At 71.0% G+C, this 25206-nt stretch carries 24 protein-coding genes and 2 tRNA genes; 10 read left to right on the top strand and 16 right to left on the bottom strand.

Going from position 1 to position 25206, the window contains the following annotated elements:
- Positions 1 to 52 precede the first annotated feature (52 nt).
- On the top strand, positions 53 to 289 hold the full coding sequence (locus PKE78_RS11670) for a sulfurtransferase TusA family protein (RefSeq protein ID WP_271201078.1): 237 nt from the start codon (positions 53 to 55) through the stop codon (positions 287 to 289).
- 12 nt (positions 290 to 301) lie between these two features.
- Here the strand turns inward: PKE78_RS11670 and PKE78_RS11665 are convergent.
- The 9 genes from PKE78_RS11665 to coaD form a co-directional block, all read right to left on the bottom strand.
- A tRNA-Lys gene (locus tag PKE78_RS11665) sits at positions 302 to 377 on the bottom strand.
- A 96-nt stretch (positions 378 to 473) separates the two neighbouring features.
- Positions 474 to 659, bottom strand: coding sequence for a hypothetical protein (locus PKE78_RS11660; protein ID WP_271201077.1), 186 nt, complete (start codon positions 657 to 659; stop codon positions 474 to 476).
- A 125-nt stretch (positions 660 to 784) separates the two neighbouring features.
- Positions 785 to 2098 carry an HlyD family type I secretion periplasmic adaptor subunit gene (locus PKE78_RS11655; protein WP_271201076.1) on the bottom strand — a complete coding sequence of 438 codons (1314 nt, stop codon included), beginning with the start codon at positions 2096 to 2098 and terminating at the stop codon, positions 785 to 787.
- On the bottom strand, positions 2095 to 3840 hold the full coding sequence (locus PKE78_RS11650; protein ID WP_271201075.1) for a type I secretion system permease/ATPase: 1746 nt from the start codon (positions 3838 to 3840) through the stop codon (positions 2095 to 2097). Before PKE78_RS11650 ends, PKE78_RS11655 begins: the two co-directional genes overlap by 4 nt.
- Positions 3841 to 3962: 122 nt before the next feature.
- Positions 3963 to 5078 (bottom strand): tRNA guanosine(34) transglycosylase Tgt, encoded by a 1116-nt coding sequence (gene tgt, locus PKE78_RS11645; RefSeq protein WP_271201074.1) that lies wholly within the window; start codon positions 5076 to 5078, stop codon positions 3963 to 3965.
- Entirely contained in the window at positions 5075 to 6148 is a 1074-nt protein-coding gene (gene queA, locus PKE78_RS11640) for a tRNA preQ1(34) S-adenosylmethionine ribosyltransferase-isomerase QueA (protein WP_271201073.1), read from the bottom strand. Before queA ends, tgt begins: the two co-directional genes overlap by 4 nt.
- 95 nt (positions 6149 to 6243) lie before the next feature.
- Positions 6244 to 6705, bottom strand: a complete 462-nt coding sequence (locus PKE78_RS11635; RefSeq protein WP_271201072.1) for a peptidylprolyl isomerase — start codon at positions 6703 to 6705, stop codon at positions 6244 to 6246.
- 68 nt (positions 6706 to 6773) lie between these two features.
- Positions 6774 to 7325: a peptidylprolyl isomerase gene (locus PKE78_RS11630; RefSeq protein ID WP_271201071.1), complete on the bottom strand. Its 552-nt coding sequence runs from the start codon at positions 7323 to 7325 to the stop codon at positions 6774 to 6776.
- Positions 7326 to 7369: 44 nt separating this feature from the next.
- Complete coding sequence (gene coaD / locus PKE78_RS11625; RefSeq protein ID WP_271201070.1) at positions 7370 to 7894, bottom strand: pantetheine-phosphate adenylyltransferase; 525 nt, start codon at positions 7892 to 7894, stop codon at positions 7370 to 7372.
- 161 nt (positions 7895 to 8055) lie between these two features.
- On the opposite strand from coaD, the gene PKE78_RS11620 reads away from it, so the two are divergent.
- On the top strand, positions 8056 to 8229 hold the full coding sequence (locus PKE78_RS11620; protein ID WP_271201069.1) for a hypothetical protein: 174 nt from the start codon (positions 8056 to 8058) through the stop codon (positions 8227 to 8229).
- A 177-nt stretch (positions 8230 to 8406) separates the two neighbouring features.
- On the opposite strand, the gene PKE78_RS11615 is transcribed toward PKE78_RS11620, so the two are convergent.
- From PKE78_RS11615 to wrbA, 3 genes are all read right to left on the bottom strand, one after another.
- The gene (locus PKE78_RS11615; protein WP_271201068.1) at positions 8407 to 8790 is read right to left on the bottom strand and encodes a DUF1236 domain-containing protein; all 384 of its coding nucleotides are present in this window, start codon (positions 8788 to 8790) and stop codon (positions 8407 to 8409) included.
- A 181-nt stretch (positions 8791 to 8971) separates the two neighbouring features.
- Positions 8972 to 12400 (bottom strand): class I SAM-dependent DNA methyltransferase, encoded by a 3429-nt coding sequence (locus tag PKE78_RS11610; protein WP_271201067.1) that lies wholly within the window; start codon positions 12398 to 12400, stop codon positions 8972 to 8974.
- Between the two features lie 101 nt (positions 12401 to 12501).
- Positions 12502 to 13101 (bottom strand): NAD(P)H:quinone oxidoreductase, encoded by a 600-nt coding sequence (wrbA, locus tag PKE78_RS11605; protein WP_271201066.1) that lies wholly within the window; start codon positions 13099 to 13101, stop codon positions 12502 to 12504.
- Between the two features lie 206 nt (positions 13102 to 13307).
- On the opposite strand from wrbA, the gene PKE78_RS11600 reads away from it, so the two are divergent.
- From PKE78_RS11600 to PKE78_RS11565, 8 genes are all read left to right on the top strand, one after another.
- Positions 13308 to 14102, top strand: a complete 795-nt coding sequence (locus PKE78_RS11600) for an enoyl-CoA hydratase/isomerase family protein (protein ID WP_271201065.1) — start codon at positions 13308 to 13310, stop codon at positions 14100 to 14102.
- Between the two features lie 138 nt (positions 14103 to 14240).
- Positions 14241 to 15722 carry a glucose-6-phosphate dehydrogenase gene (gene zwf / locus PKE78_RS11595; protein ID WP_271201064.1) on the top strand — a complete coding sequence of 494 codons (1482 nt, stop codon included), beginning with the start codon at positions 14241 to 14243 and terminating at the stop codon, positions 15720 to 15722.
- A complete protein-coding gene (pgl, locus tag PKE78_RS11590) occupies positions 15719 to 16429 on the top strand; it encodes a 6-phosphogluconolactonase (RefSeq protein WP_271201063.1) in 711 nt (236 codons plus the stop codon). The genes zwf and pgl overlap by 4 nt, the downstream gene beginning before the upstream one ends.
- A gap of 164 nt (positions 16430 to 16593) precedes the next feature.
- On the top strand, positions 16594 to 18402 hold the full coding sequence (gene edd / locus PKE78_RS11585) for a phosphogluconate dehydratase (protein ID WP_271201062.1): 1809 nt from the start codon (positions 16594 to 16596) through the stop codon (positions 18400 to 18402).
- 103 nt (positions 18403 to 18505) lie between these two features.
- The gene (pgi, locus tag PKE78_RS11580) at positions 18506 to 20140 is read left to right on the top strand and encodes a glucose-6-phosphate isomerase (protein ID WP_271201061.1); all 1635 of its coding nucleotides are present in this window, start codon (positions 18506 to 18508) and stop codon (positions 20138 to 20140) included.
- 73 nt (positions 20141 to 20213) lie between these two features.
- Positions 20214 to 20459, top strand: a complete 246-nt coding sequence (locus PKE78_RS11575; RefSeq protein ID WP_271201060.1) for a type II toxin-antitoxin system ParD family antitoxin — start codon at positions 20214 to 20216, stop codon at positions 20457 to 20459.
- 1 nt (position 20460) lies between these two features.
- Positions 20461 to 20778, top strand: a complete 318-nt coding sequence (locus PKE78_RS11570) for a type II toxin-antitoxin system RelE/ParE family toxin (RefSeq protein WP_271201059.1) — start codon at positions 20461 to 20463, stop codon at positions 20776 to 20778.
- A 261-nt stretch (positions 20779 to 21039) separates the two neighbouring features.
- Complete coding sequence (locus PKE78_RS11565) at positions 21040 to 22506, top strand: DEAD/DEAH box helicase (RefSeq protein ID WP_271201058.1); 1467 nt, start codon at positions 21040 to 21042, stop codon at positions 22504 to 22506.
- A gap of 127 nt (positions 22507 to 22633) precedes the next feature.
- On the opposite strand, the gene PKE78_RS11560 is transcribed toward PKE78_RS11565, so the two are convergent.
- The 4 genes from PKE78_RS11560 to PKE78_RS11545 form a co-directional block, all read right to left on the bottom strand.
- Positions 22634 to 23614: an alpha/beta hydrolase gene (locus PKE78_RS11560; RefSeq protein ID WP_271201057.1), complete on the bottom strand. Its 981-nt coding sequence runs from the start codon at positions 23612 to 23614 to the stop codon at positions 22634 to 22636.
- A 158-nt stretch (positions 23615 to 23772) separates the two neighbouring features.
- The gene (locus PKE78_RS11555; protein ID WP_271201056.1) at positions 23773 to 24708 is read right to left on the bottom strand and encodes an alpha/beta hydrolase; all 936 of its coding nucleotides are present in this window, start codon (positions 24706 to 24708) and stop codon (positions 23773 to 23775) included.
- Between the two features lie 87 nt (positions 24709 to 24795).
- Positions 24796 to 24969 (bottom strand): hypothetical protein, encoded by a 174-nt coding sequence (locus tag PKE78_RS11550; protein WP_271201055.1) that lies wholly within the window; start codon positions 24967 to 24969, stop codon positions 24796 to 24798.
- A 133-nt stretch (positions 24970 to 25102) separates the two neighbouring features.
- Positions 25103 to 25187: transfer RNA gene (locus PKE78_RS11545), tRNA-Leu, on the bottom strand.
- Between the last annotated feature and the right edge of the window lie 19 nt (positions 25188 to 25206).

The raw sequence follows: 25206 nt of genomic DNA, 5'->3' as shown, positions 1-25206 counted from the left end.
CGCGCAAGCGCGCAGGCCCTCGCGGGCTCGTGATCCGAATGGCGCGTCGTCGATGAGCGGGGCGTCGCGCCGGCTCGACCTGCGGGGCCTCAAGTGCCCCCTGCCCGCGCTCATGACGCGCAAGACGCTGGCGACGCTCGCGGCCGGCGCCCGACTCGAGGTGCTCGCCGACGATCCGCTCGCAGGCCTAGACCTGCCGAACGCCGTGCGCGAGGCCGGCGGCGCCGTGCTGGAGCTGACGCGCGACGGCGCGGTCGTGCGCGTGGTGGCGACGGCCGGACCGGACTGATCGGGAGGAAGATGGTGAGCGCGCTGGGACTCGAACCCAGGACCTACAGATTAAAAGTCCGTTGCTCTACCAGCTGAGCTACGCGCTCGCGGCCGCCGAAGCGGGCGCGGCGCGGACACTAGTTGGGGCGGTCCGCGCTTTCAAGCCGCCCGCCGCGGCGCGAACGCCGCAGCGCTGCGCCAAATCACATAGGCGGTTCGATCACCGGACCGTCCGGGACCGGGTCCGGCTCAATGATGGCCGGGTCGATCTCCGGATCCGGGTTCGGAACGATGTCGGGGTCCTGCACCGGAACCTCCTCGGGAACCGGGGGGCGGATCGGCTCGCCGGGCATCGGGGGGTTCGGGACGTTCGGGCCGGCGGTCGCCATGGTGCGCCTCCTGGGGCTGGTGGTCCTGCCAGACCAACCGCTCGGCGCGCGCGATCGTTCCCGGAAATGCGGGCGCCCGGCGGCCGCCGCTTCAGAGCTCCGAAGCGCCTGCTGTCAGCGTGCCCTCACTCCTCGCGAAAACTCTTGCGGAAGGAGTGCACGATCGGGTCGAGCAGGTAGTCCATCGCCATGCGCTTGCGGGCCTCGACATAGGCCTCGACCGGCGTGCCGGGCTTCATGTCGGCCGGCGTCGCGAAGGTCGCGAAGTCGGCGCGGTCGACCGCGACCTTGACGGTGTAGAAGCTCTCGCGGGTCTGCGGGTCGGTGACGATGTCGGCGGCGACGTTGATGACGCGGCCTTCGATCATCGGCATGTCGCGCTGCGCGAAGGTGAGGAACGACACCCGCGCGCGCTGGCCGGCGGCGATGTTGCGGATGTCGTGGGCGGCGACACGGCCCTCGATGATCAGGTCGCCTTCGGTCGGCACGATCTCGAGGATCTCGTCGCCCGGCCGCACCACGCCGCCGATGGTCTTGGTCTTCAGGTTCAGCACGTAGCCGGTTTCCGGCGCCAGCACCTGGGTGCGGGTCAGCACGTCCTCGCTCGCGGAGAGCCGTGCCTCCAGCCCCGCGATCTCCGAGCGGGCCTTCGCGAGCTCGGCGGAGGTGTCGTTGAGGTAGCTGGTGACGCCGTTGCGCAGCGCGATGCGCTTCTCGACGCTTTCGATCTCCGCCCGGCGGATGTCGGCCTGCATCGCGGCGATGTCGGTGTCGAGCTCCGAGCGGCGGCGCTGCAGGTCGAGCAGCAGCGGCTTGCGCGCAAGCCCCTTCTCCATCAGGCCGCGGGTGTCGTCGATCTGGATGTCGACCAGCGCGCGCTGGGCCTCGGAGCCGGCGATGCGGGCGCGCGCGGCCTCGATCTGCGCGCCGAGCCGGCGGATTTGCGTCTCGAACAGCTCCTTGCGCTCGTCCTGGTCGCGGCGCGTGGTCTCGAACAGGGCGCGCTGGCCGGAAGCAAAGTCCGGGAAGGTCGGGTCGTCCTTGGCGACAGCGGCGGCCGGGCCGAAATCGGCGGTCTCGGCGCCGGAAAGCTGCGCCGACAGGCGCGCCGCCTCGGCCAGCCGGCGCGACAGGGTGTTGCGCTGAAGGCCGTAAGCCGCCTGCGCCTGGGCGCGCTCCAGCGTCACCAGCGGCTGGCCGCGGGTGACAAGATCGCCGTCCTTGACGAAGATCTCGCGCACGATGCCGCCTTCCAAGTGCTGCGCCAGCTTGCGGCTGCCCTCGGGGCCGACCGCGCCGCGCACCACGGCGCCCGCCGCCAGCGGCGCGGTCATCGCCCAGACCGCGAAACCGCCCATGAAGCCGAAGATCACCACGAAGCCCGCCAGCGCGACGCCGCGCAGCCGCACCGCGAGCGAGGCGTCCCGCGGCGCGGTCACCGGGCCGCTCCCGGCATGGTCCGCACGTCGGCGGAGGCGACCGGCGCGACGAGCTCGCGCAGGATGTCGGTCGGGGGCCCGAGCCGGGTGAGCTGGCCCGCCGCCATCACGCCGATCCGGTCGCAGAGCTGCGCCAGCGCCGGCTTGTGGGTCACCAGCACAACCGTGACGCCCTTCCGCTTCAGCGCCGCGAGCGCGCCGACGAGCGCGCGCTCGCCCTCGCCGTCGAGGCTGGCGTTGGGCTCGTCCATCACCACCACCCGCACGTCGCCATAGACGGCGCGGGCGAGCGCGATGCGCTGGCGCTGGCCGCCGGAGAGGAAGCCGCCGGCGTTCGAGAGTTCGGTGTCGTAGCCCTGCGGCAGGCCGAGCACCATCTCGTGGCAGCCCACGAGCTTCGCCGCCTCGACGACCCTGGCGTCGTCCGGTTTGTCGAAGCGGGCGATCACGTCGCGCACGCGGCCCGAGAACAGTTCGGTCCCCTGCGCGAGGTAGCCGACATGGCGGCGGCGCTGGTCGTCCCGCCACAGCATGACATCGCCGCCGTCAAGGCGGGCGACGCCGCGGGTCGGCGCGCGCGATCCGACCATCACCCGGCAGAGCGTGCTCTTGCCGGAGCCGGACGGGCCTATGAGCGCAAGGCTTTCGCCCGGCGCGACGGCGAGCGAGACGCCGGCGAGGATCGGCTTGTCGGAGCCCGCCGCCAGCAGCACGACACCCTCGAGCGCGATCCGGCCTTCCGGCGCCGGCAGCGCGATCGGGTCCTCGACCATCGCCCCCGAGGCGCCGAGCAGCGTCGTGATGCGCCGCCAGGAGGCGCGCGTCTGCTGCAGGCCGCGCCAGGCCGCGATCGCCTGGTCGAGCGGCGCGAGCGCGCGCGACAGCAGGATGGAGCTCGCGATCATGCCGCCCGGCGTGATGTGGCCCTCGAGCGAGAGCGCGGCGCCGAGCGCCAGCGTGCAAATCTGGGCCACGACGCGCAGGAACTTGCCCGCGCCCACCATGACCGCGCCCTTGTCGGTCGCGTCGCCCAGCACCGCGGTCGACGCCGCATTGGCGCGGCTCGCGCGTTCGGCGAGCGGCCGGCCAAGGCCCATGGCGGCGACGGTGTCGACGTTGCGCGCGGCCTCCGCCAGCACACGCTGCGCCTCCTGATGCCCGACGGCGACCTTGTCCGCGGCGGGCCGCGTCAGCCGATCGTTCAGGAGCGCGAGCGCGACGATGAGCACGGCGAACACCAGCCCGAGCAGGCCGAGATAGGGATGGATCACCGCGCAGCAGACCAGGAACAGCGGCATCCAGGGCGTGTCGCACAGCGCCGGCAGCGTGGGCCCGGACAGGAAGCTGCGGACGGCGCGCAGATCGTTGAACGGCGTGCCCTCGTTTGCGCCGCTCTGGCGCACGAGGCCCCGCTCCGCGCCCATGGCGGCGGCGAACACCGGCTCGAACAGCGTGTCCTCGATCCACTCGCCGATGCGGGCGAGCGCGCGCAGGCGGATCGCCTCCAGCGCGGCGTAGACCGCGATCGCGGCCGCGGCGATCAGCGTGATGTAGACCAGCGTCTCGATCACCGCGCTGCGCAGCACGCGGTCATAGACCTGCATCATGTAGATCGAGGGGACGAGCAGCAGCAGGTTGATCGCGATCGAAAACACCGCAAGCAGCCAGAAGGCGGGGCGAATCTCCCTGCGCACCCGCGCAAGCGCGACCTCGCCAGCGCCCGACGTCCCCTGCTGCGCCATTCCCCGACCGATCTCCCGGCGCGCGACAACGCCCACGCGCGACTTGATCACACGCTCATAGGACCAGGGAAGCGCATTCTACAAGTACGTGAGAATCACGACGCGGCTTGGGGCTTCGGCCGTCAGCCGCCTTGCGCCCAGCCGGCGGTCGTCTCGGCCGCGTAGGCCTCGAACGTGCCCGCCCGGATCGCCGCGCGCGCGCCCTCCATCAGCCGCTGGTAATAGTCGAGATTGACCCAGGTCAGCAGCATCATGCCGAGGATCTCGCCGGTCTTGACGAGATGGTGCAGGTAGGCCCGGGAGTAGTCGCGAGCCGCGGGGCACGCGCTCTCCTCGTCGATCGGGCGCGGGTCGTCGGCGTGGCGCGCGTTCTTCAAGTTCAGCCGGCCGAAGCGGGTGAAGACCTGACCGTGGCGGCCGGCGCGGGTCGGCATCACGCAGTCGAACATGTCGACGCCGCGGGCGATCGACTTCAGCAGGTCGTCGGGCGACCCGACCCCCATGAGGTAGCGCGGCCGGCCGGCGGGAAGCTCGGGGATGGTCTCCTCCAGCATGGCGAGCATCACGTCCTGCGGCTCGCCGACGGCGAGCCCGCCGACGGCGTAGCCGTCGAATCCGATGTCGACGAGGCCCCGGGCGGAGGCGCGTCGGAGATCGGCCTGATCGCCGCCCTGCACGATGCCGAACAGCGCCCGCCCCTCCGGCGTCCCGAACGCAACCTTGCAGCGCTCCGCCCAGTCGATCGAGAGCCGCATGGCGCGCTCCACCTCCGCGCGCTCCGCCGGCAGCCGCACGCACTCGTCGAGCTGCATGGTGACGTCGGAGCCGAGCAGGCGCTGGATCTCGACCGAGCGTTCGGGGGTGAGCCGGTGGGTCGAGCCGTCCACATGGGAGCGGAAGGTCACGCCGTCCTTGTCGAGCTTCCTGAGGCTCGCGAGCGACATCACCTGGAAGCCGCCGGAATCCGTCAGGATCGGGTGCGGCCAGCCCATGAAGCGATGCAGGCCGCCGAGCTCCGCCACCCGCTCCGCGCCGGGGCGCAGCATCAGGTGGTAGACGTTGCCGAGCACGACGTCCGCCCCGGTTTCGCGGACCTGGGAGGCATACATCGCCTTGACGGTGGCCGCCGTGCCGACGGGCATGAAGGCCGGCGTGCGCACCTCGCCGCGCGGGAAGACAAGCGCGCCTGTCCGCGCCGCGCCGTCCGTCGCGGCGATGTCGAAGGGGATCGTGCTCATCGGTTCGCGTCCGGCAGGAACAGGCAGGCGTCGCCGTAGGAGTAGAAGCGGTAGCGTTCGGCGATGGCGTGAGCGTAGGCCCGGCGCACGACGTCGAGGCCGGCGAAGGCCGACACCAGCATCATCAGCGTCGAGCGCGGCAGATGGAAGTTCGTCAGCAGCGCGTCGACGGCGCGGTAGCGGAAGCCCGGCGTGATGAAGATGTCAGTCTCGCCCGAGAACGCGCCAAGCCGCCCGTCCGCGCCGACGGCGCTCTCCAGCAGCCGCGCCGAGGTGGTGCCAACGGCGAGCAGCCGGCCGCCCCCGGCCCGCGCGGCGTTGAGCGCCTCGGCGGTCTCCGCGGTCAGGACGCCGCTCTCGAAATGCATGCGATGGTCGTCGGTGTCCTCGACCTTGACCGGGAGAAAGGTGCCGGCGCCCACATGCAGCACGGTCTCGTGGCGGGGGACGCCGCGGCGGGCGATGGCGTCGAGCAGCGCCGGCGTGAAATGCAGGCCCGCGGTGGGCGCGGCGACCGCGCCCGGCTCGCGGGCGAACAAGGTCTGGTAGTCGTCGGCGTCGCGCGCGTCGGTCGGGCGCTTGGCCGCGATGTAGGGCGGCAGCGGCAGCTCTCCGGCGGATGCGATCGCGGCGTCGAGGTCGGGACCGGCGAGATCGAAGGCGAGCGTGACCTCGCCGCCCTCCCCGCGCGCCTCCACGGTCGCCTCGAGGCCTGCGTCGCCGCCGGACCCGACGCGCACGCGCTCGCCAAGCCCGAGCTTCTTCGCCGGCCGGGCGAAGGCCTTCCAGCGCCGGCCGTCGAGACGCTGGTGCAGCAGCAGTTCGACCTTCGCGGCCTGGTCGCCGCGCAGGCGATATCCTTTAAGCCGCGCGGGGATCACCCGCGTCGCGTTGACGACCATGGCGTCGCCGGGCGCGAGCAGCCCGGGCAGGTCCGAGACCAGCCGGTCCTCAAGCTCCGGCGTCCCGCCCGGCCGCACGACCAGCAGACGCGCGCTGTCCCGCGGGACCGCCGGCCGGAGCGCGATCCGGTCTTCCGGCAGGTCGAAGTCGAACAGCGAGACGTCCAAGGCTGAAAAGGTCCGTTCGTTCGCGAAGCCCGGCCGCGCGGGGCCTCGCGGTCGCGCCCGCGCGGACGCGGGCGCGACGTTCAGGAGTTCGCCGCTCAGGCGTCGGCGGCGACCTTGATCGAGACGATCTTGTCGGGATCGATCACCGGCTCGCCGCGCTTGATCTTGTCGACGTTCTCCATGCCCTCGGTGACTTTGCCCCACACCGAGTACTGGCCGTCGAGCCACGGCGCGTCCTCGAACACGATGAAGAACTGGCTGTCGGCCGAATCCGGATCCATGGCGCGCGCCGCGGAGACGGTTCCGCGGACGTGCTTCTCCTTCGAGAACTCGGCCTTCAGCTTCTTGCCCGAGCCGCCGCGGCCGGTGCCTTCGGGATCGCCCGTCTGCGCCATGAAGCCGTCGATCACGCGGTGGAAGACGACGCCGTCGTAGAACTTCTGGCGCACGAGCTCCTTCACGCGGGCCACGTGGCCCGGCGCGAGGTCCGGGCGCAGCTCGACGACGACGCGCCCCTTGGTCGTCTCAAGCACCAGCGTGTTCTCGGGATCGCTCATTGTATTCCTCTCCTCGGGATAGTCCCTTATGCGCCCGCCGGTCGCGGGCGTCTTCCGAATTGCGACGTTCAGTTCGCGCCGACCACGCGGACCGTCCGGACCTTGTCGGGGCTCGCGACCATACCGCTGCCGGGCTCGCCCTTCTCCAGCTTGTCGACGACCTCCATGCCGGAGGTGACTTCGCCGACGATGGTGTATTTGCCGTCGAGCCAGGGCGCGGCGCCAAAGCAGATGAAGAACTGGCTGTTGGCGCTGTCGGGCGAGGCCGCGCGCGCCATGCCGAGCGTGCCGCGCTTGAAGCTCTCTTTCGAGAACTCGGCGGCGACGTCGGGATAGCTCGAGCCGCCGGTTCCGGTGCCGGTCGGATCGCCGGTCTGCGCCATGAAGCCCGCGATCACGCGGTGGAACGGCACGCCGTCATAGAACTTCTCGTTCGCGAGCCGGACGATGCGCTCCACGTGGCGCGGCGCGAGGTCGGGCCGCAGGCGCACGGTGATCGGTCCCTTGGTGGTCTCGATCGCGAGCGTCGGCCCGGCGGCGGGCGTCTTGGCGGGGGACTGCGCGAGCGCGGGCGCCGCCACGAGGCCGAGAGCGAGGGAGAGCGCGAGCAGGAGCTTCATGGGGCGACCTTTGGCGACGGGATTGGGCTGCTGCGGCCCCGGGCTCAGCTGCCGAAACGGCGCTTGAGCCGTTCGACGACCGCCGGGGGCACGAAAGACGAGACGTCGCCCCCCATGGCGGCGATCTGGCGGACGAGCGTGGCGGTCAATGCGCGCACGCCCGGGCTCGACGGCAGGAAGACGGTCTCGATCTCGGGCGCCATCGCGCCGTTCATGCCGGCCATCTGCATCTCGTAGTCGAAGTCAGTCGCGTCGCGCAATCCTCGCACGAGGATGGTCGCGCCGGCCCCGGCCGCCGCCGTCACCACGAGCCTGTCGAAGGTCACGACCTCGAACGCGACGCCGCGCGCCTGCGCGATCGGCGCGCAGGTCTCGGCCAGCATCGCGATGCGCTCCTCGGCGGAGAACAGCGGCGTCTTGCCGGGATGGACGCCGACGCCGACGACCAGCCGGTCCGCGAGCGCGCAGGCGCGGCGGACGACGTCGAGATGACCGTTCGTGACGGGATCGAACGAGCCTGCGTAGAAGGCGGCGCGCGCCTTCGCGCTTGACGTGGTGTCTGCACCCATGACTGAGGCGACGAGCTCCAGAACCGTTCGGCCGCCGTCTCTACCGCGCGCGCAGCCCGGCCCGCAAGTGCGGCAGGTCGTGAACGCCCGATGAACGATCGGTCCAGAGTCCGTTCAGTCGGCCGGCGCCATGGTCGCCTCGAAACATCGAGGAGGACGTGATGAACGCCGAACCGACGATGGGCTTCACCGCCGGACGGGCCATGGTCGCCGCCATCGCCGTGCTGTGCGCCGCAGCCGCCCTGGCGGTGCTGGCCACAGCCGCCCCCGTCGACCGCGGCTGGCCGCGCGGCGAACGTCCGTCCTCCCTCGATACAGGCCCCCTCGGGCGCTGACCCCCGCCGCGAGAAACGGCGACGGAACGGATTCCCGCCCCTCTCCGCTCCGACACGCACGAGGACGCCCGGCCGCATGGGGAGCGGCCGGGCGACTTTTTTGTTTCCTGAGCGTCGCGCAAAAGAAAAGCCCCGCGGCTTGGCCGCGGGGCCTTCTTTATCCGACGTCGTCCAGGATCACTCGACCACTTCGACCACGCGGCGCTTGCCGTCGACGATGTACCGCTTCTCGTTGACGACGGTGTAGCTGTAGTCGCTGTCCGGCACGCTGTAGACTTCCACAGTGTCCGGGAGAGGCTTGCCGACCACGACCTCGCCCTCATAGGCGATGGACGGGCGCTCCTCCTTCACGACATAAGACCGAACCTCACGGGGAGGCGCGACCGCGGTGCCGACGACGGCGCCCGCGACGCCTCCGACGGCTGCTCCCACCGGGCCGCCGATCACGGCGCCGGTCGCGGCGCCGCCGGCAGCGCCCGTCACCGTGCCTTCCTGCGCCATGGCGCTGACGGGCATGGCGGCGCCGAGGATGACGGCAAGAGCAGTGAGATGATTTCGCATCGGGTGTGTCTCCATCATTCCCCTCGCCGCAACAACGGATGTGTCCAGTGAAGGTTCCCGCAAAAAACGTCTTATGACGTGTTGCGCTGCACGCGACTCGTCTGAGACCGGATTTGCCGACGGAAGGCGGGCGCGCGTTCACGACTTGATTACCACGGCGCCCGGAGACGGGTGGCCCGCCTCACGCGCCGCGGCGGAGCGCGAAGCCCCCTGCCTCCGCCGGAGCGGAGATCGCGCCGAGGCGCGCCAGCGCCGCGAGGGTCGCCTCGATGCGCGGCGCGGCGCGGCGGCCCTCGCGGAACCGAAGCGCGAGCCCCTCCGCGTCGATCGGGCCCGGGGCCTCCAGCAGCGCGAGCAGGACGGTCGCCGTCTGGGCGACGTCGTCGCGGGGAAAGGACGGCTTGGCGACGCGCGCCGCGAGCGGGGCGCCGAGCCCCAGCCCGGGCGCAGACGACGGCCGCCGGTCCGGCCCCCGGCTGAAGCGCGCGGCCTGATAGGCCGGCCGCAGCCAGCGCACGTCGCCCCTCGCCTCCTCCGCGGCGCGGGCGGCGTTCAGGGCCGCGAGCCGGGCGACGACCTCCTCGGCGGGCAGATCGGTCGCGAAGCGGTAGGCGGCGGCGACCGCGACGTCGAGCCGGTCGTGCAACTCCTGCAGGATCAGCACCAGCCCGTCGTCGAAGATCCGCCGCTCGGACGGCGCCAGTCCATCCGGGCGGACGCCCTGCCTCAAGTGCGCCAGCACGTTGTAGAGCCCGGTGAGCGTCAGCCGCGGGCGCTCCGCCAGCACCCGCTTGCGGTGGACGTCGAGCTCCTCCGCGACCGCTGCGATCTCGGCGACAAGCGCGCGGGACGCTTCGGGGAAGGGAAACGGATCGAAGCAGCGGGATTTCGAGTAGCGCGGTCTGTCCTCCAACGTCGCTCCGGCGGCCAGCGCCCAAACCTGATGGACGCGCGACGACAGCACGCCGAGATGGAACGCGTCGTCGCTCGCGATCGCGACGAGCATGTTGTCGGGCAGGATGTCGGCGTCGAGGAACTGGAACACCCGGTGCTTCGACGTCTCGACCGTCGCGATGTAGCGGGGGAGACCTTCAAGCGCCGGGCGAAGATCGGCGCGGGGTTCGCCGAACGTCCACCAGTTCCGTCGATAGCTTTCGCGGTTGTTGCGCTGACGCTCCGGTCGCACCGTCCGCAGCAGATGCTGATAGAGCTCCGGGTAACGTCCGCGGACCGCGGCGTCGTCCAAGCCGAACAGATCGACCACCATCACGCCGCGCGGCCGGCCTGTCAGATCGCGGCCGTTGCGGTAGGGCCGGACATGAAGGTCGAGGCTTTCGCGTCGCCCAAGCCCCAGCGCCTCCGCTTCGGACGGCGTCACGACGAACCCCCGGCCATGCAGCTTCATGCCCGGCGACGCCAATCCCTCATTGGCGCGCAGCGCCTTCGCCGCCGTGACGTCGGCTCCGATCGTCAGGTCGGCGTTGATCCGGCCGCGCCGCTCGGTCGTCTCGACCGTGGGCGCGTCGGTGTCGAGCCCCTCTTCCCGCACGACCTCGCGCAGCAGCCCGTCCTTCATCCCGGCCTCGACCACCGTCATGGCGATGCGCACCGCGGCGCTGTCGGGGGCGGCCTTGGTCCAGGGATGGTCGGGGATCGCCATCACCAGCGAGACCGGCGGGCGCCCCGCCAGCCGCCGCTCCACCGCGCGGCGCTGGAACACCTGGCTGATCGAGTTGGTGGTCACGAGGCCGAAGCGGCGCAGCGGCGAGCCCGCCCGCGTCAGCAGCTCCGCGGCGTGGTCCCACCAGTACATGACGAAGTCGGCGCTTTCGTTCATGTGCGGATGCGCGGCCCACAGCGCCTCGGCGTAAGACGAGCCAAGCCGCTCGCGCAGGTCCTTTCCGCCGATGAAAGGCGGGTTGCCGACGATGAACTCCGCCTCCGGCCAGTCCGGCCGGCGCGGAAGGGCGTAGCGCAGGCGCTCGCCGCCGTCCGGCCCCGCCAGCGGCCGGCCGTGCTCGTCGCGGGCGAGCGACGTCTCCGCGGCGAACACGGCGTCGGCCACCTGGATGTTGCGGAAGGCGCGCAGGATCGGCTCGCTCGGCGGGCCGCCGCGGGTGCGCGCGTGCCATTGCAGGTAGCCGATCCACAGCACCAGCTCGGCGATCGCCGCCGCGCGCGGGTTCTTCTCCAGCCCGATCAGCTGGCGCGGGTCCACCGTGTGGCCTTCGAGGCCGGACAGCGCCTCCTGGCCGCCGAGATCGGCGAGCGCCTCAAGCACGTCGCCTTCCAGCCTCTTCATCAGTTCGAGCGTGACGTAGAGGAAGTTGCCGGTGCCGCAGGCGGGGTCGAGCACCCGGACGGCGCAGAGCCGGTCGTGGAAGCCGCGCACCGTCTTCAGCGCGTCCTTCGCCCGGCCCTCGGCGCGCTGGCGCTCGGCGGTCGCGAGCGCCGCCGACCAGTCCGCGCGCAGCGGCTCCATCACGGTCGCCGTCACCAGCCGCTCCACATAGCCGCGCGGGGTGTAATGCGCGCCGAGCCTGCGGCGCTCGTCGGGATCAAGCGCCCGCTCCAGCAGCGCGCCGAAGATCGCAGGCTCGACGTCGCGCCAGTCGTGGGCGGCCGCGGCGCGCAGTTCGCCGATCTCCTCGCGGCCGAGCGCGAACACGCTGCGGTCCTTGAAGAACGAGCCGTTGAAGCGCCGGACGGAGGCCTTGAGCCCGAAGGCGAAGCCGCCGGTGTCCATCACCTCCCATAATTGCCCGACGAGCGGCGGGAAGCTTGCGGGGTCGTTCTCGCACTCCGCCAGCAGGCGGCTGAACGACCCCGGCGGGAGCAGCTCAACGCTCTGCGCGAACATGGTGAGCAGCAGGCGCATCAGGAACTGCGCGGCCTCCTCCGGCTCGCGCCCCGCCCGCTCCATGGCGCGCGTGACCGCGGCGAGCCGTTCGGCGATCCGGCGGGTGACGCGGGCCGCCTTGCGCGCAGGGTCCAGAGCGCGCGGGTCGGCCCAGATCGCCCGCAGCAGATCGCGGGTTTCGGGGCGGCGGATGTCCTCGAGATAGACGCGGAATCCGGCGCGGTCCGGGAACTGGTGGTAGGCTTTGCCGTCGCCGCGGAAATTGGCGTAGAGCTCGAGGCAATGTCCGACGTCGCAGACGATGACGAAGGGCGGCGGCTCATGGCCCGCCGGCAGCAGCCGGACGTAGTCCTCGGCCTGCCGGCGGGCGTTCATCATCAGAACGTCCCAGGCGCGCTCGGCGCCGCGACGGCCGCGCGCCGCAGGCTCCGGCCCGCGCAGGTCGGCGCGCCCGTAAAGCTCCTTGCCGCCGCCGCTCCAGCGCGACTGCTTGGCCTCCAGCACGAAACAGCCGCGGCGATAGAGGTCGATCCGGCGGCGGGTGGTCTCGCCCGCGCGGCCCCGCTCCTCAACCACCCGCTCGAAGACGTAGTCGTTGGTCTCGGCGTGGGCGGAGGCCGGCTCCGGCCGCGCCACGCCGAGGGCGTCGGCGAGTTCGCTCAGGAACATGGCGTAGTTCGCCCGCTCCTGCCCGCCCACGCGGTCCCGCCACCGCTCGATGAAGGCCTCTACGGCCCCGTCCGACGCCATGCAACCCCAGCGCGCATCATGACACGATGCTCGCTAGGGTGCATGAATCCGGATCATTCACAACCTATGAGGTTGTGAATTTCACGCTGCGCGCAAAACGGTCATTTCGCGAGCTTGGCCGCGATCTCGGCGACATGCTTGCCCTGGAAGCGCGCGCCGGCGAGTTCGTTCTCGCTCGGCTGGCGGGAACCGTCGCTCTTTGCGAGCGTCGTCGCGCCGTAGGGCGATCCGCCGGTGATCTCGTCCATGTTCATCTGGCCGGCGAAGCTGTAGGGCAGCCCGACGACGACCATGCCTTGGTGGAGCAGCGTCGGCAGGAAGCCGAGGATCGTGCTCTCCTGCCCGCCGTGCTGGGTCGCGGACGAGGTGAAGACCGAACCGACCTTGCCGACCAGCTTGCCGGCGAACCACAGGCCGCCGGTCTGGTCGATGAAGCTGCGCATCTGCGAGGCGACGGTGCCGAAGCGGGTTGGCGCGCCGAAGACGATGGCGTCGTACTCGGGAAGCTCGTCCACGGTCGCGACCGGCGCGGCCTGGTCGAGCTTGAAGTGGCTCTGCTTCGCGATCTCTTCCGGCACGGTCTCCGGCACGCGCTTCACCACCGCCTCTGCGCCGGCCTCGCGCACGCCCTCGGCGACGGCGTTCGCCATCGTCTCGATATGGCCGTAGGTGGAATAATAGAGAACGAGAACCTTGGTCACCGAACGCTCCTGTCGTTGGGGGCGCATCCGGCGCCCGTGTTCGTCGCGGCAGAAGGTGCGGCCGCCGCGCCGTTCGCACAAGCGCACGCCGCGCGACTGTCCGCTTGCATGATTGCACGAAAACGCCCGTCTGCGCCCATCGGCCGGGTCCCCGCGCGCCGCGCGTCGGTGCTAAGCGTCGGCCTCGCCTTCGAGGAGCCCCGCCGATGACCGCCGCGCCGCCCGAGACCGTGACCGTGACGAAAGCCGGCGCCGTGGCGACGCTCGCGGTGAACCGGCCGGCGAAGAAAAACGCGATCGACGAGGCGACGTGGCGCGCGCTGCCGCGCGCGGCGGCCGCGCTCGCCGCCGATCCCGACGTCGCGGTCGTCGTGGTGCGAGGCGCGGGCGGCGTGTTCTCGGCCGGAGCCGACATCGCGGAGTTCGTCGCGCTGGCCTCGGCCGACGAGGCGCGGCGGCGCGCCTACGCCGACGCCGTGCGCGACGGCGAGGAGGCGCTGGCGGCGATCCCGCAGCCGACCATCGCCGCGATCGAGGGCCCCTGCGTCGGCGGCGGCTGCCAGCTCGCGCTCGCTTGCGACATACGGATCGCGGCGGAAGGCGCGCGCTTCGGCGTGACGCCCGCGAAGCTCGGCATCGTCTACCCCGTCGCGAGCACCCGGCGGCTGGTCGCCGCCGTCGGGCCTGCGCGCGCCAAGGAGCTGATCTTCACCGGCAAGCTGATCGGCGCGGAGGAGGCGCTGGCGATCGGCCTCGTCGGCCGCGTCGTGCCCGCGGCGGAGCTTGACGGATCGGTCGCGGCGCTCGCGGCTCCGCTCGCCGCCAACTCCCGCTATTCGCTCGTCGCCGCGAAGCGCGCGATCGACGCCCTCGCCGCGCCGGATCCCGACCTCGACGCGCTCGACCTTTTGTGGCGCGGCGGGTTTTCGGGCGAAGACCTCAAGGAGGGCGCCGCGGCCTTTCTCGAGAAGCGCGCGCCGCTGTTCTCCTGGCGGCCGTGAGGAGACTTCGAGGCCCGACCCTCGCGGCCTACGCGCCGCCGGCATGACGGCGGCGCATTTGACACCACCCCCCGACACGCCATCATCTCGCAACCGCACAAACGCGTCCCGCCCCCGCCCCGAGGAGCCGCATCGCCGATGACGAGCCGCATCGTAGCCGTCGATCCCTTCGACCTCGTCGTGTTCGGCGGGACGGGCGACCTCGCGCACCGCAAGCTGTTCCCGGCGCTGTTCCGTCGCGACCATGACGGCCAGCTGACCGAGCCGACCCGGATCATCGGCGTGTCGCGCAAGGACATGGACAAGAAGGCGTTCAAGGCCGAGGTCCGCCAGGCGCTGGAGACGTTCGTGTCGGCGGACGAGCTCGAGAAGGCGGCGGTGACCCGCTTCCTCGCGCGGATCGACTACGTGACGCTCGACGCCACCGGCGAAGCGGGCTGGAGCGACCTCAAGAGCAAGCTCGCCGACGGCCTCGACCGGGTGCGGGCGTTCTACCTCGCGACCTCGCCCGACCTGTTCGACGCCATCGTCCACAATCTGCGCGACCACGGCCTGATCACGCCGAAGACCCGCGTCGTGCTGGAGAAGCCGCTCGGCAAGGACCTGGAGTCGGCCCGGGAGATCAACGCCGCCGTCGGCGAGGTGCTGGACGAGAGCCAGATCTACCGCATCGACCATTATCTCGGGAAAGAGACGGTCCAGAACCTGCTGGCGCTGCGCTTCGCCAACGTTCTGTTCGAGCCGGTGTGGGATTCCGCCCATGTGGACCACGTGCAGATCACGGTGGCGGAGAAGATCGGCGTCGGCGCCCGCGGCGGCTACTACGACACCTCGGGCGCGCTGCGCGACATGGTGCAGAACCACATCCTGCAGCTTCTGTGCCTCGTCGCGATGGAGCCGCCCGGCGAGCTCGGCGCGGATTCCTTGCGCGACGAGAAGCTGAAGGTGCTGCGAGCGCTGAAGCCGATCGGCGACGCAGGCGTGCGGACGCTGACGGTGCGCGGCCAATACCGCAGCGGCGCCGTCGACGCCAAGTCGGTGCCCGGCTACATCGAGGAGCTCGGCGACGGCGCCGCGAGCAGCACCGAGACCTTCGTGGCGCTGAAGGCGGAGGTGCAGACCTGGCGCTGGGCCGGCGTGCCGTTCTATCTCCGCACCGGCAAGCGGCTTCCGAGCCAGGTCTCCGAGATCGTCATCCAGTTCCGCGAGGTGCCGCTGTCGATCTTCGGGGCCGCCGGCGGCTTCCTGGCGCCGAACCGCCTCGTCATCCGCCTGCAGCCGGACGAGGGCGTGAAGCTCTACCTCATGATCAAGGACCCCGGCCCCGGCGGGTTGAGGTTCCGCGAGGTGCCGCTGAACCTCTCCTTCGCCGACACCTTCAAGGTGCGCAACCCGGACGCCTATGAGCGCCTGCTGATGGACGTCATCCGCGGCAGCCAGGCGCTGTTCATGCGGCGCGACGAGGTGGAGGCGGCCTGGATGTGGGCCGATCCGATCCTCGAGGCGTGGTCGCGGCTCGGCCAGCCGCCGGCGTCCTACACCGCGGGCACCTGGGGCCCCTCCGCCGCGGTCGCCCTGATCGAGCGCGACGGCCGCACCTGGCACGAGGACCCGTCATGACCACGGAACGGCACATCGACTTCCGGGAGTTCCCGAGCCGGGCCGAGCTCGCCGCCGACCTCGCGGCGCGCACGGCCGACGCCCTGCGCTCCGAGATCGCCGACGGCGGCGCGGCCACCCTCGCGGTCTCCGGCGGCACGACGCCGAAGCTGTTCTTCCAGGAGCTGTCGAAGGCCGAGCTCGACTGGGAGTCCGTCACCATCACGCTCGTGGACGAGCGCTGGGTGCCGGAGACCGAGGAGCGCTCCAACGCCCGGCTGGTGAAGCAGAACCTGCTCCAGAACAACGCGGCGGCCGCGACCTTCGTGCCGCTGGTGACCGACGCCGGATCGCCCGAGGGCGGGCTGCCGGAGGTGCAGGAGCGGGTCGCCGACCTCTCGGGCCCGCTGACCGTCGCGATCATCGGCTTAGGCAGCGACGGCCACACCGCCTCGTTCTTTCCCGAGGGCGATCGGCTCGAGGACGCGATCGACCCGACCGGCAAGGCGCTCGTGGTGCCAATGCGCGCGCCGGCTGCGCCCGAACCGCGGATCACGCTGACGCTGCCGACCCTGGTCGCAGCGGGCATGCTGGTGCTGCACATCGAGGGCGACGACAAGAAGCGCGTGCTCGACAAGGCGCTGCGGGGCGAGGACGCGCTGGAAATGCCGATCCGCGCCGTAATCGCCCACAGCCCGCGCCCGCTCGAGGTCGTTTGGGCGAAATGAACGAGAACGCCGTTTTCGGGCCTTGAGCCGGGGCCCGGAAACGCACAGGGTTTCTCGACAATAGCGACGGCTTATCAAGACGCGATGGGCTCAGGGTTCCGGCTCAAGCCGGGACTGACCCGGAGGTTCGATAAACCGGCGGCGCTCACTTTCAGGAGGTCCTCATGACCCTCGACGCCCGCATCGCAGACGTGACCGAAGCGATCGTCAAGCGGTCGCGCGAGACCCGCGCCCGCTACCTCGACGGCATCGCGAAGGCCGCCGCCGACGGCCCCTACCGGGCGGCGCTGTCCTGCGGCAACCTCGCCCACGGCTTCGCCGGCTGCGGTGGCCACGACAAGGCGGCGCTTAAGGGTCAGACGGTCCCGAACATCGGCATCGTCACGGCCTACAACGACATGCTTTCGGCGCATCAGCCCTATGAGCGCTTCCCCGACATTCTCCGCGCTGCGGCGCGCGAGGCCGGCGCGGTGGCGCAGGTCGCGGGCGGCGTTCCGGCCATGTGCGACGGCGTCACCCAAGGCCGGCTCGGCATGGAGCTGTCGCTGTTCTCGCGCGACGTCATCGCGCTCTCGACCGCGGTCGCGCTCAGCCACGACATGTTCGACGCCGCGCTCTATCTCGGCATCTGCGACAAGATCGTGCCGGGCCTCGTCATCGGCGCGCTGTCGTTCGGGCATCTGCCGGCGGTGTTCGTGCCCTCCGGGCCGATGCCTTCCGGCATGACCAACGACGAGAAGGGCCGCATCCGCGGGCTCTACGCCGAAGGCAAGATCGGCCGCGCCGAGCTGCTGGAGGCCGAGAGCGCGAGCTACCACTCGCCCGGCACCTGCACCTTCTACGGCACCGCCAACTCGAACCAGATGCTCATGGAGATCATGGGCCTGCACCTGCCGGGCGCGAGCTTCGTGCAGCCGAACACGCCCCTGCGCGACGCCCTCACCCGCGCCGCGGTCTCCCAAGCGCTCGCGATCACGCGCTCGGGCAACGGCTACGCGCCGATCGGCCAGATCCTCGACGAAAAGGCGTTCGTGAACGGCATCGTCGGCCTCAACGCCACCGGCGGCTCGACCAACCACGCGATCCACCTCGTCGCGATGGCGAAGGCCGCGGGCATCACGCTGACCTGGGACGATTTCGACCGGCTCTCGGCCGCGACCCCCCTGCTCTGCCGCATCTACCCGAACGGCTCGGCCGACGTGAACCACTTCCACGCGGCCGGCGGCATGGGCTTCCTGATCCGCGAGCTCCGCCGCGCCGGCCTGCTGCACGACGACGTGCTGACCGTGATGGGCCCGGGCCTCTCCGAATATGAGAAGGAGCCGGCGCTCGTCGGCGACGAGATCGTGTGGCGAGACGGCGAGGCCGAAAGCGGCGACGCCTCGGTGCTGCGCCCGGTCGCCGCCCCGTTCCAGTCCGACGGCGGGCTGCGGGTGCTCGACGGCAACATCGGGCGCGCGGTGATCAAGGTCTCCGCGGTCGACCGCGATCGCTGGGTCATCGAGGCGCCGGCGCGCGTATTTTCCACCCAGGACGGCCTCGAAGCCGCCTTCCGCGCCGGCGAGCTCGACCGCGACGTGATCGCGGTCGTCCGCTTCCAGGGACCGAAGGCCAACGGCATGCCGGAGCTGCACCGGCTCACGCCCGCGCTCGGCGTGCTGCAGAAACGCGGCCACAAGGTCGCGCTCGTGACCGACGGGCGGATGTCGGGCGCCTCCGGCAAGGTCCCGGCGGCGATCCACGTCACGCCGGAGGCCGCCCATGGCGGCGCGATCGGCAAGATCCGCGACGGCGACCTGATGAGGCTCGACGCCGAGAGCGGCCGGCTCGAGGTGCTGGTGGACGCCGCCGAGTTCGAGGCCCGCGAGCCCGCCTTCGAGGAGACCGAGCCCCAGTTCGGCATGGGCCGCAACCTGTTCGCCGCCTTCCGCGCCGCGGTCGGCCCCGCCGAGAAGGGCGCCAGCGCGATCTGATCCGCAGAGCTTACGCGTTTCCCCGATGGCCAAGCCGCCGCGGAACGGTATCTTCCGCCCGCGTTCCTGCGCGCAGAGCGCAGCGTCCGGAGATCTTTCCCTGATGACCTCGACCGACGTCCTGTTCGAACGCCTCGCCGAGCACCGGCGCGAGACCGAGGCCATGTCTCTGAGGATGCTGTTCGAGAACGACCAGCAGCGGTTCGCCCGATTCTCCGTCACGCTCGACGACCTGCTGTTCGACTACTCCAAGACCCATGTGACGCCGGAGACGATCGAGCTCCTGGCGGCGCTCGCGCGCGCGGCCGACGTCGAGAGCCGGCGCGACGCCATGTTCGCGGGGGAGAAGATCAACGTCACCGAGGACCGCGCCGTGCTGCACACGGCGCTCCGGGCGGGCGCCGACGCCGTCATCCGGGTCGACGGCGAGGACGTGATGCCGGACGTGCGCGCGGAACGCACCAAGGCCGCCCGCTTCGCCGATGGCGTCCGCTCCGGCGCGCTGCTGGGGGCGACCGGCGAACGCTTCACCGACGTCGTGAACATCGGCATCGGCGGCTCCGACCTCGGCCCGGCGATGGCGGCGCTCGCGCTCGCGCCCTACGTCCAGAAGGGCCTGCGCGGCCACTTCGTCTCGAACGTCGACGGCGCGCACATCAACGACACGCTGCGCGGGCTCGACCCCACCCGCACGCTGTTCCTCGTCGCCTCAAAGACCTTCACCACCCAGGAGACCATGGCGAACGCCGGCGCGGCCCGGCGCTGGCTCGTCGGCGGGCTGGGCGAAGCCGCCGTAGGCGCCCATTTCGCCGCGATCTCCACCAATGTGCAGGCGGTCGAGGCCTTCGGCATGAGCGCGGAGCGCATGTTCCGCTTCTGGGACTGGGTCGGCGGCCGCTACTCGATCTGGTCGGCGATCGGCCTGTCGCTGATGATCCTGATCGGCCCGAAGAACTACGAGGCCTTCCTCGAGGGCGCCCGCGAGATCGACGAGCATTTCCGGACCGCCCCGCTCGAGGAAAACATCCCCGCGCTGATGGGCCTGATCGGTATCTGGCACCGCAACGTCTGCGGCTACGACACCCACGCCGTGCTGCCCTACGACCAGCGGCTCGCCCGCTTCCCGGCCTATCTCCAGCAGCTCGACATGGAGTCGAACGGCAAGTCGGTGACGCTCGACGGAGCGCCGGTGAAGCGCAAGACCGGACCGATCGTGTGGGGCGAACCCGGCACCAACGGCCAGCACGCCTTCTACCAGCTGCTGCACCAGGGCACGAACGTGGTTCCGGCCGACATCCTGCTCGGCGCCGTGCCCCACGAGCATGTGGGCGACCAGCACGCCATGCTGCTCGCGAACGGGCTCGCCCAGGGAGAGGCCTTCATGGCCGGCCGCACCACCGAGGAGGCCTCCGACATCCTCCGGAGCGCGGGCAAGAGCGAGGACGAGATCGCCGCGCTCAGCCCGCACAAGACCTTTCCGGGCGGGCGTCCCACCTGCACGCTCGCCTACCGCACCCTCGACCCGCGCACGCTCGGACGCCTGATCGCGCTTTACGAGCACAAGGTGTTCACTCAAGGCGCGATCTGGGGGATCAACTCGTTCGACCAGTGGGGCGTGGAGCTCGGCAAGGAGCTCGCGAACCGGCTGATCCCGATCGTCAAGGGCGAGGCCGGCGCCGAAAGCCTCGACGCCTCGACCCGCGGGCTGGTGGCCCATCTGCAGAAGCTGCGGGGGTGAGGACGGCTGCGAATAACACGAATGGCGCAATTCATGTTATTCTTCCTGCCGCTGCAATTGTGGGAGATCGCCGATGAACGTCTCCGTGGGCGCCCGTTGGGAAGAGTTCGTCGCCTCGGTCGTGGCGCAGGGCCGTTACGGCTCCGCGAGCGAAGTGGTGCGCGAGGGTCTGCGGCTGGTCGAGGAGCGCGAGGCGAAGCTCGCCGATCTGAAAGCGACGATCGAGGCCTCGATCGCCGAGGGCGGCAGACATTCCGACGCTGATGTGCGAGCCGCTATAGCCGCCAAGGCCAGGGAGTTGGCGAAAGCTGCCGGCTGACGTGCGATTCGTCGTCTACACCTCGTCCGCGCTGCGCAACATCGACGAGATCATCGAATACGTGGCGCGCGAGAGCGGCAGCGTGGCGGCGGCTCTTCGATTAGCGGAAGACATCGCTGACCGATGTCTCGAACTCTCGTCCTTGCCGGGAACGCTCGGTCGGCCGCGCGATGACCTCAGCCTTGGCCTGAGAAGCGTCACGTTCAAAAGCTACGTCATCTTCTTCCGCTATCATCGCGCGGAGATTGAAGTCGTGAACGTCCTCCATGGACATCGCGACATCGAAGCCTTCTTTCGAACCGACATGAACCCTTCGTGACTGGAGCAGCTGACCGGCTTTCCCTTGCGCTTTCGTTCGAAACTTGACTTCCGCTCTTCGCACATGCACATAAGGCGCATCGCACACGATGCGATCCCTCGCGTCCAGGCCGCGTGAGTCGGGCCCCTCGCCCGAACCTGCCGGACGCCCACGAACACCATCGACAGCCCAGATCACGCGGGGCGCGTCTCAAACGCACCCGCCGTCGCCGCGCGCCGTCAGGCTCTGCGCGGTCGCACGGCTGCACGGAAGATCAAAGACTTGACCAAATTCACCGACCTCGGCCTCTCGGAGCCCATCCTCAAGGCGCTCGCGGCCGACGGCTACGACACCCCCACCCCCATCCAGGCGCAGGCGATTCCGGCTCTGCTCGCCGGCCGCGACCTGATGGGCATCGCCCAGACCGGCACCGGCAAGACCGCCGCCTTCGCGCTGCCGATCATCGAGAAGCTGATCGCGAACCCGCGCATGGCGCCGCGCCGCGGCTGCCGCGTGCTGGTGCTGTCGCCGACCCGCGAGCTCGCCAGCCAGATCGCGGATTCGTTCCGCTCCTACGCCAAGAACCTGAAGCTCTCGATCGCCGTCGTCTTCGGCGGCGTCGCCGCCGGCCCGCAGGTGCGCAAGCTTTCGAACGGCGTCGACATTCTGGTCGCGACCCCCGGCCGCCTGCTCGACCACATCGACGGCAAGATGCTGCGGCTCGACCAGGTCGAGTTCTTCGTGCTCGACGAAGCCGACCAGATGCTGGATCTCGGCTTCATCCACTCGATCCGCCGCATCCTGCCGATGCTGCCGCATCGCCGGCAGACGATGTTCTTCTCGGCCACCATGCCGAAGACGATCAAGGATCTGGCCGACGCCATGCTGACCGATCCGGCCATGGTTCAGGTGACGCCGGTCGCCAAGACCGCCGACCGGGTGGAGCAGACGGTCATCTTCGTCGAGCAGGCCGGCAAGAAGGCGATCCTCGCCGAGGTGCTGCGCAGCCCCGACGTCGGCCGCGCGCTGGTGTTCACCCGCACCAAGCACGGCGCGGACAAGGTCGTGCGCCAGCTCGAGGAAGCCGGCATCGCGTCCGCGGCGATCCACGGCAACAAGAGCCAGGCCCAGCGCGAGCGCGCGCTCGGCTCGTTCAAGACCGGCCACATCAAGACGCTGATCGCGACCGACATCGCCGCCCGCGGCATCGACGTCGACGGCGTCACGCATGTGGTGAACCACGACATCCCGAACGTGCCGGAATCCTACGTCCACCGCATCGGCCGCACCGCGCGCGCCGGAGCGGCGGGCCTTGCGATCTCCCTGGTCGCGAACGACGAGCGCATGTACCTGCGCGACATCGAGCGGCTGATCAAGCAGTCGATCCCGTCCGAGGACCGTCGCTCCGAGGCCGGCAAGGCCGAGCCCGAGGGCGACGGCGCCGCGTCGCAGAAGGCGCGGCCGCCGCGCCAGGGCCGTCCGCAGGGCCAGCGTCCCGCGCAGGGCGCCGGCCAGCGCCAGCAGCCGGGCCGCGGCCATGGCGACGCCGGCCGCTCCGAGCCGGGCCGCCGCAGCCACGGCCACGGTCAGGGCCATCACGGCGCCCGCGCGGACGCCGCCCGTCAGGGCTCAGGGAGCGGCTCCAGCGGCGACATGGCCTCGGTCGGCTTCATGAAGCCGTCCGGCGGCCGTCCGAACCGCCGCCGTCGCGGCGGCGGAGCCCCCGGCGGCGAACGCCGCCAGGGCTGATTCGACAGCTAAGCCGACTTCGCTCCCGCTCGCGGCTTTCGGGGCTGCGGCGGGACGATCATCATGCTCCGCATGAACGACGCCGGTGAAGCCTCTGCTTCACCGGCGTTTTCATTGGGATGCGCGGTCAGCGCGAAGGCGCATCCGCGCCAACGTCCGTGGCGCCGTCGACGGCCGCGTGGCGGGCGGGCGCGGACGGGCCGCCGGCCACCGCCGCGCCGCAGGTCGGATCGAGCTGCGGCCCGAGCCAGTCGAGCGCCGGCCCGAGCTCCCGCCGCCACAGCGCCCAGTCGTGCTCGCCCGACACGATCGTCAGCTTGCTCGACACCTGCGAGCGCAGCAGCGCAAGATGCATCTCGGTCGTCCCCTGCACGATCCCGCCGGGGTCTCTGTCGCCGGCGTTGAGATAGACCGCGGGCTTGTAGCGCCTCAGCGCAAGCTTCTGCGCCTTCGGGAACAGGTTCCAGGCGTTGAACCGCGCGCGCTTGAACGGCGTTCCGAAGGCGCCGTCGTAGAAAGTCTTGGCCCGCTTCAGCCGCGTCGTCATCTGCGGCCCGAGCGGCTGCGCGATCGAGCCGGACAGGCTGATGGCGAAGCCGTAGCGGGTCGGCTTGTCGAAAGCGAACAGCAGCGCGCCGTAGCCGCCCATGGAGAGCCCCGCAACCGCACGCGCCTGACGGCAGCTCGCGGTCGGCAGCCGCGCGTCGACCGCGGCGACGAGGTCGCGCGTCAGCGCGGTCTCCATCGCGCCTTCGCCCTGCGCGTCGGGATTGTCGACGTACCAGCTGTTGCCGGCGTACGGCATCACAACCACGGTCGGCGGCATCCGCCCCTCGGCGATGGCGCGGTCCATGGTCGCCGCGAGCCCGCCGGCGTCGAGCCAATCCGCTTCGCCCGGCCCGCCGCCATGGAGCAGATACAGCACAGGCCAGCGCTCGCCGCGCTGGGGCGGCGTCGCGGGGCGATAGAGGCTGTAGCGGATCGGCTTGCCGAGCGCGGGACTCGGCGCCGTCAGGTCGCGTTCGACGACGCCGACGGCGGGAGAGGCGGCGGCGGGAGAGGCGAAGGCCGCGGCCGCAAGCAGGCAGAGGACACGCCAAGACGCCATGGCGACGCTCCGGGACGACGCCGCCGCGCGCGGCGTCCTTCGTTCGGCTGAAAGATTAGGCCCGCGCCGCCTTGCGCGTCACGCCCAAAACCTGTGCGCGGGGCGCGGCCCGGACGCGCAGGTCCGGCATGCGTCGCGCTGGCGCGAACCGCCGCCGGTCAGCGCGTCGAGACGCCCTCGCGGGCCGCGACGGCCGCGCCGCAACTGGGGTCGAGCCGGGGCCCGAGCCACCCCAACGCCTGGTCCATGTCGCGCGACCAGGTCTCCCAGTCATGCGCGCCGGCGCCGATCCGGAGCGTGCTCTCCACGCCCGCGCGCAGGAGCTGGCTGTGCAGCAGCGTCGTGCTCTGCAGCAGGCCGCCGCGGTCGCGGTCGCCGATGGCGAGATAGACCGCGGGCTTCGGCCCGAGCCGGTCCTTCAAGGCGTCGAGCCGGCCGAACGCGCTCAGCGCGTTGAAGCGCTCGCGTTTCAGCGGCGCGCCGAAGGCGCCGTCGTAGAACTGGTCCGCGCGCGCCAAGCGCGCCCGGTCCGTTTCGGCGATCGGCGGCGCTATGGCGCCAGACAGGCTGATGGCGGAGGCGAACAGGTCCGGCTCGTCGAGCCCGAACAGCAGCGCGCCGTAGCCGCCCATGGAGAGCCCGGCCACCACCCGCGCCTCGCGGCAGGCCGCCACGGGGAAGCGCGCCTCCAGCGCCGCGCGCAGGTCGCGCGTGATCGCGGTCTTCATCAGGCCCCGCCCGCCGGCGTCGGGATTGTCGACGTACCAACTGTAGGGCGCGACCGGCATCGCCACGAGCATCGGCGGGATCCGCCCCTCGGCGATGGCGCGGTCGAGCAGATCTGCGATCCCGCCCACGTCGAGCCAGTCCGACTCGCTCGGACGGCCCTCAAGCAGGTAGAGCGTCGGCCACGCGTCGCCGTGCTGGGGCGGAAAGGCCGGGCGGTAGAGGTTGTAGACGAGGTCGCGCCCGAGCGCGGGGCTCGGCGCGGTCTGGTTGCGCTCCACCACGCCGCCCGGCAGCTCCTGCGCCGAGGCGCCGCCGGACAGCGCGACGAGAAGGCCGAAAATCAGGGCGATGAGGGATTTAGGCATACGGGCCCGGGACAGCGTGATCGACGGTCTCGAGGGCAAAATAGGGAGGCGAAGCCGATTTTCCGCACAGAACGTCGTGCGCGCCGTTCAGTCGTGGCGCCCTGCCTCGCCGTCGGCGTCATAGCCGCGCATTCCGATCGGATCCTCGCGCTCGCCGGCGCCCGGGTCGGTGATCGGACCCCGCATCATCGACCCCGTGCCCAGAAACTGCCGGATCATCGAAACCGCCATGAAGCCGATGAAGCCGATCACCAACGCCATGACGGCGACAAGGGCATAGACGGCCAAGACATCCCTGCTCATTCGTCCGCCCTCCCCGGCGCCGGAAGAGGCTGGGCCCGCCCAGGCCCCATGACAAGCGCCCGACACAGTAATTGAAAATATCGAACACGGCTGGTGCGGACGGCGGGACTCGAACCCGCATGCCTTGCGGCGCAAGATTTTAAGTCTCGTGCGTCTACCGGTTTCGCCACGTCCGCACGCGGCGCCGGAGGCATG

This window comes from Methylopila turkensis (genome assembly GCF_027922325.1).
GTDB classification, from domain to species: Bacteria; Pseudomonadota; Alphaproteobacteria; order Rhizobiales; family Methylopilaceae; genus Methylopila; species Methylopila turkensis.
The sequence above is the reverse complement of the archived record's forward strand: the minus strand, read 5'-3'. Positions and strand labels throughout refer to the sequence as shown.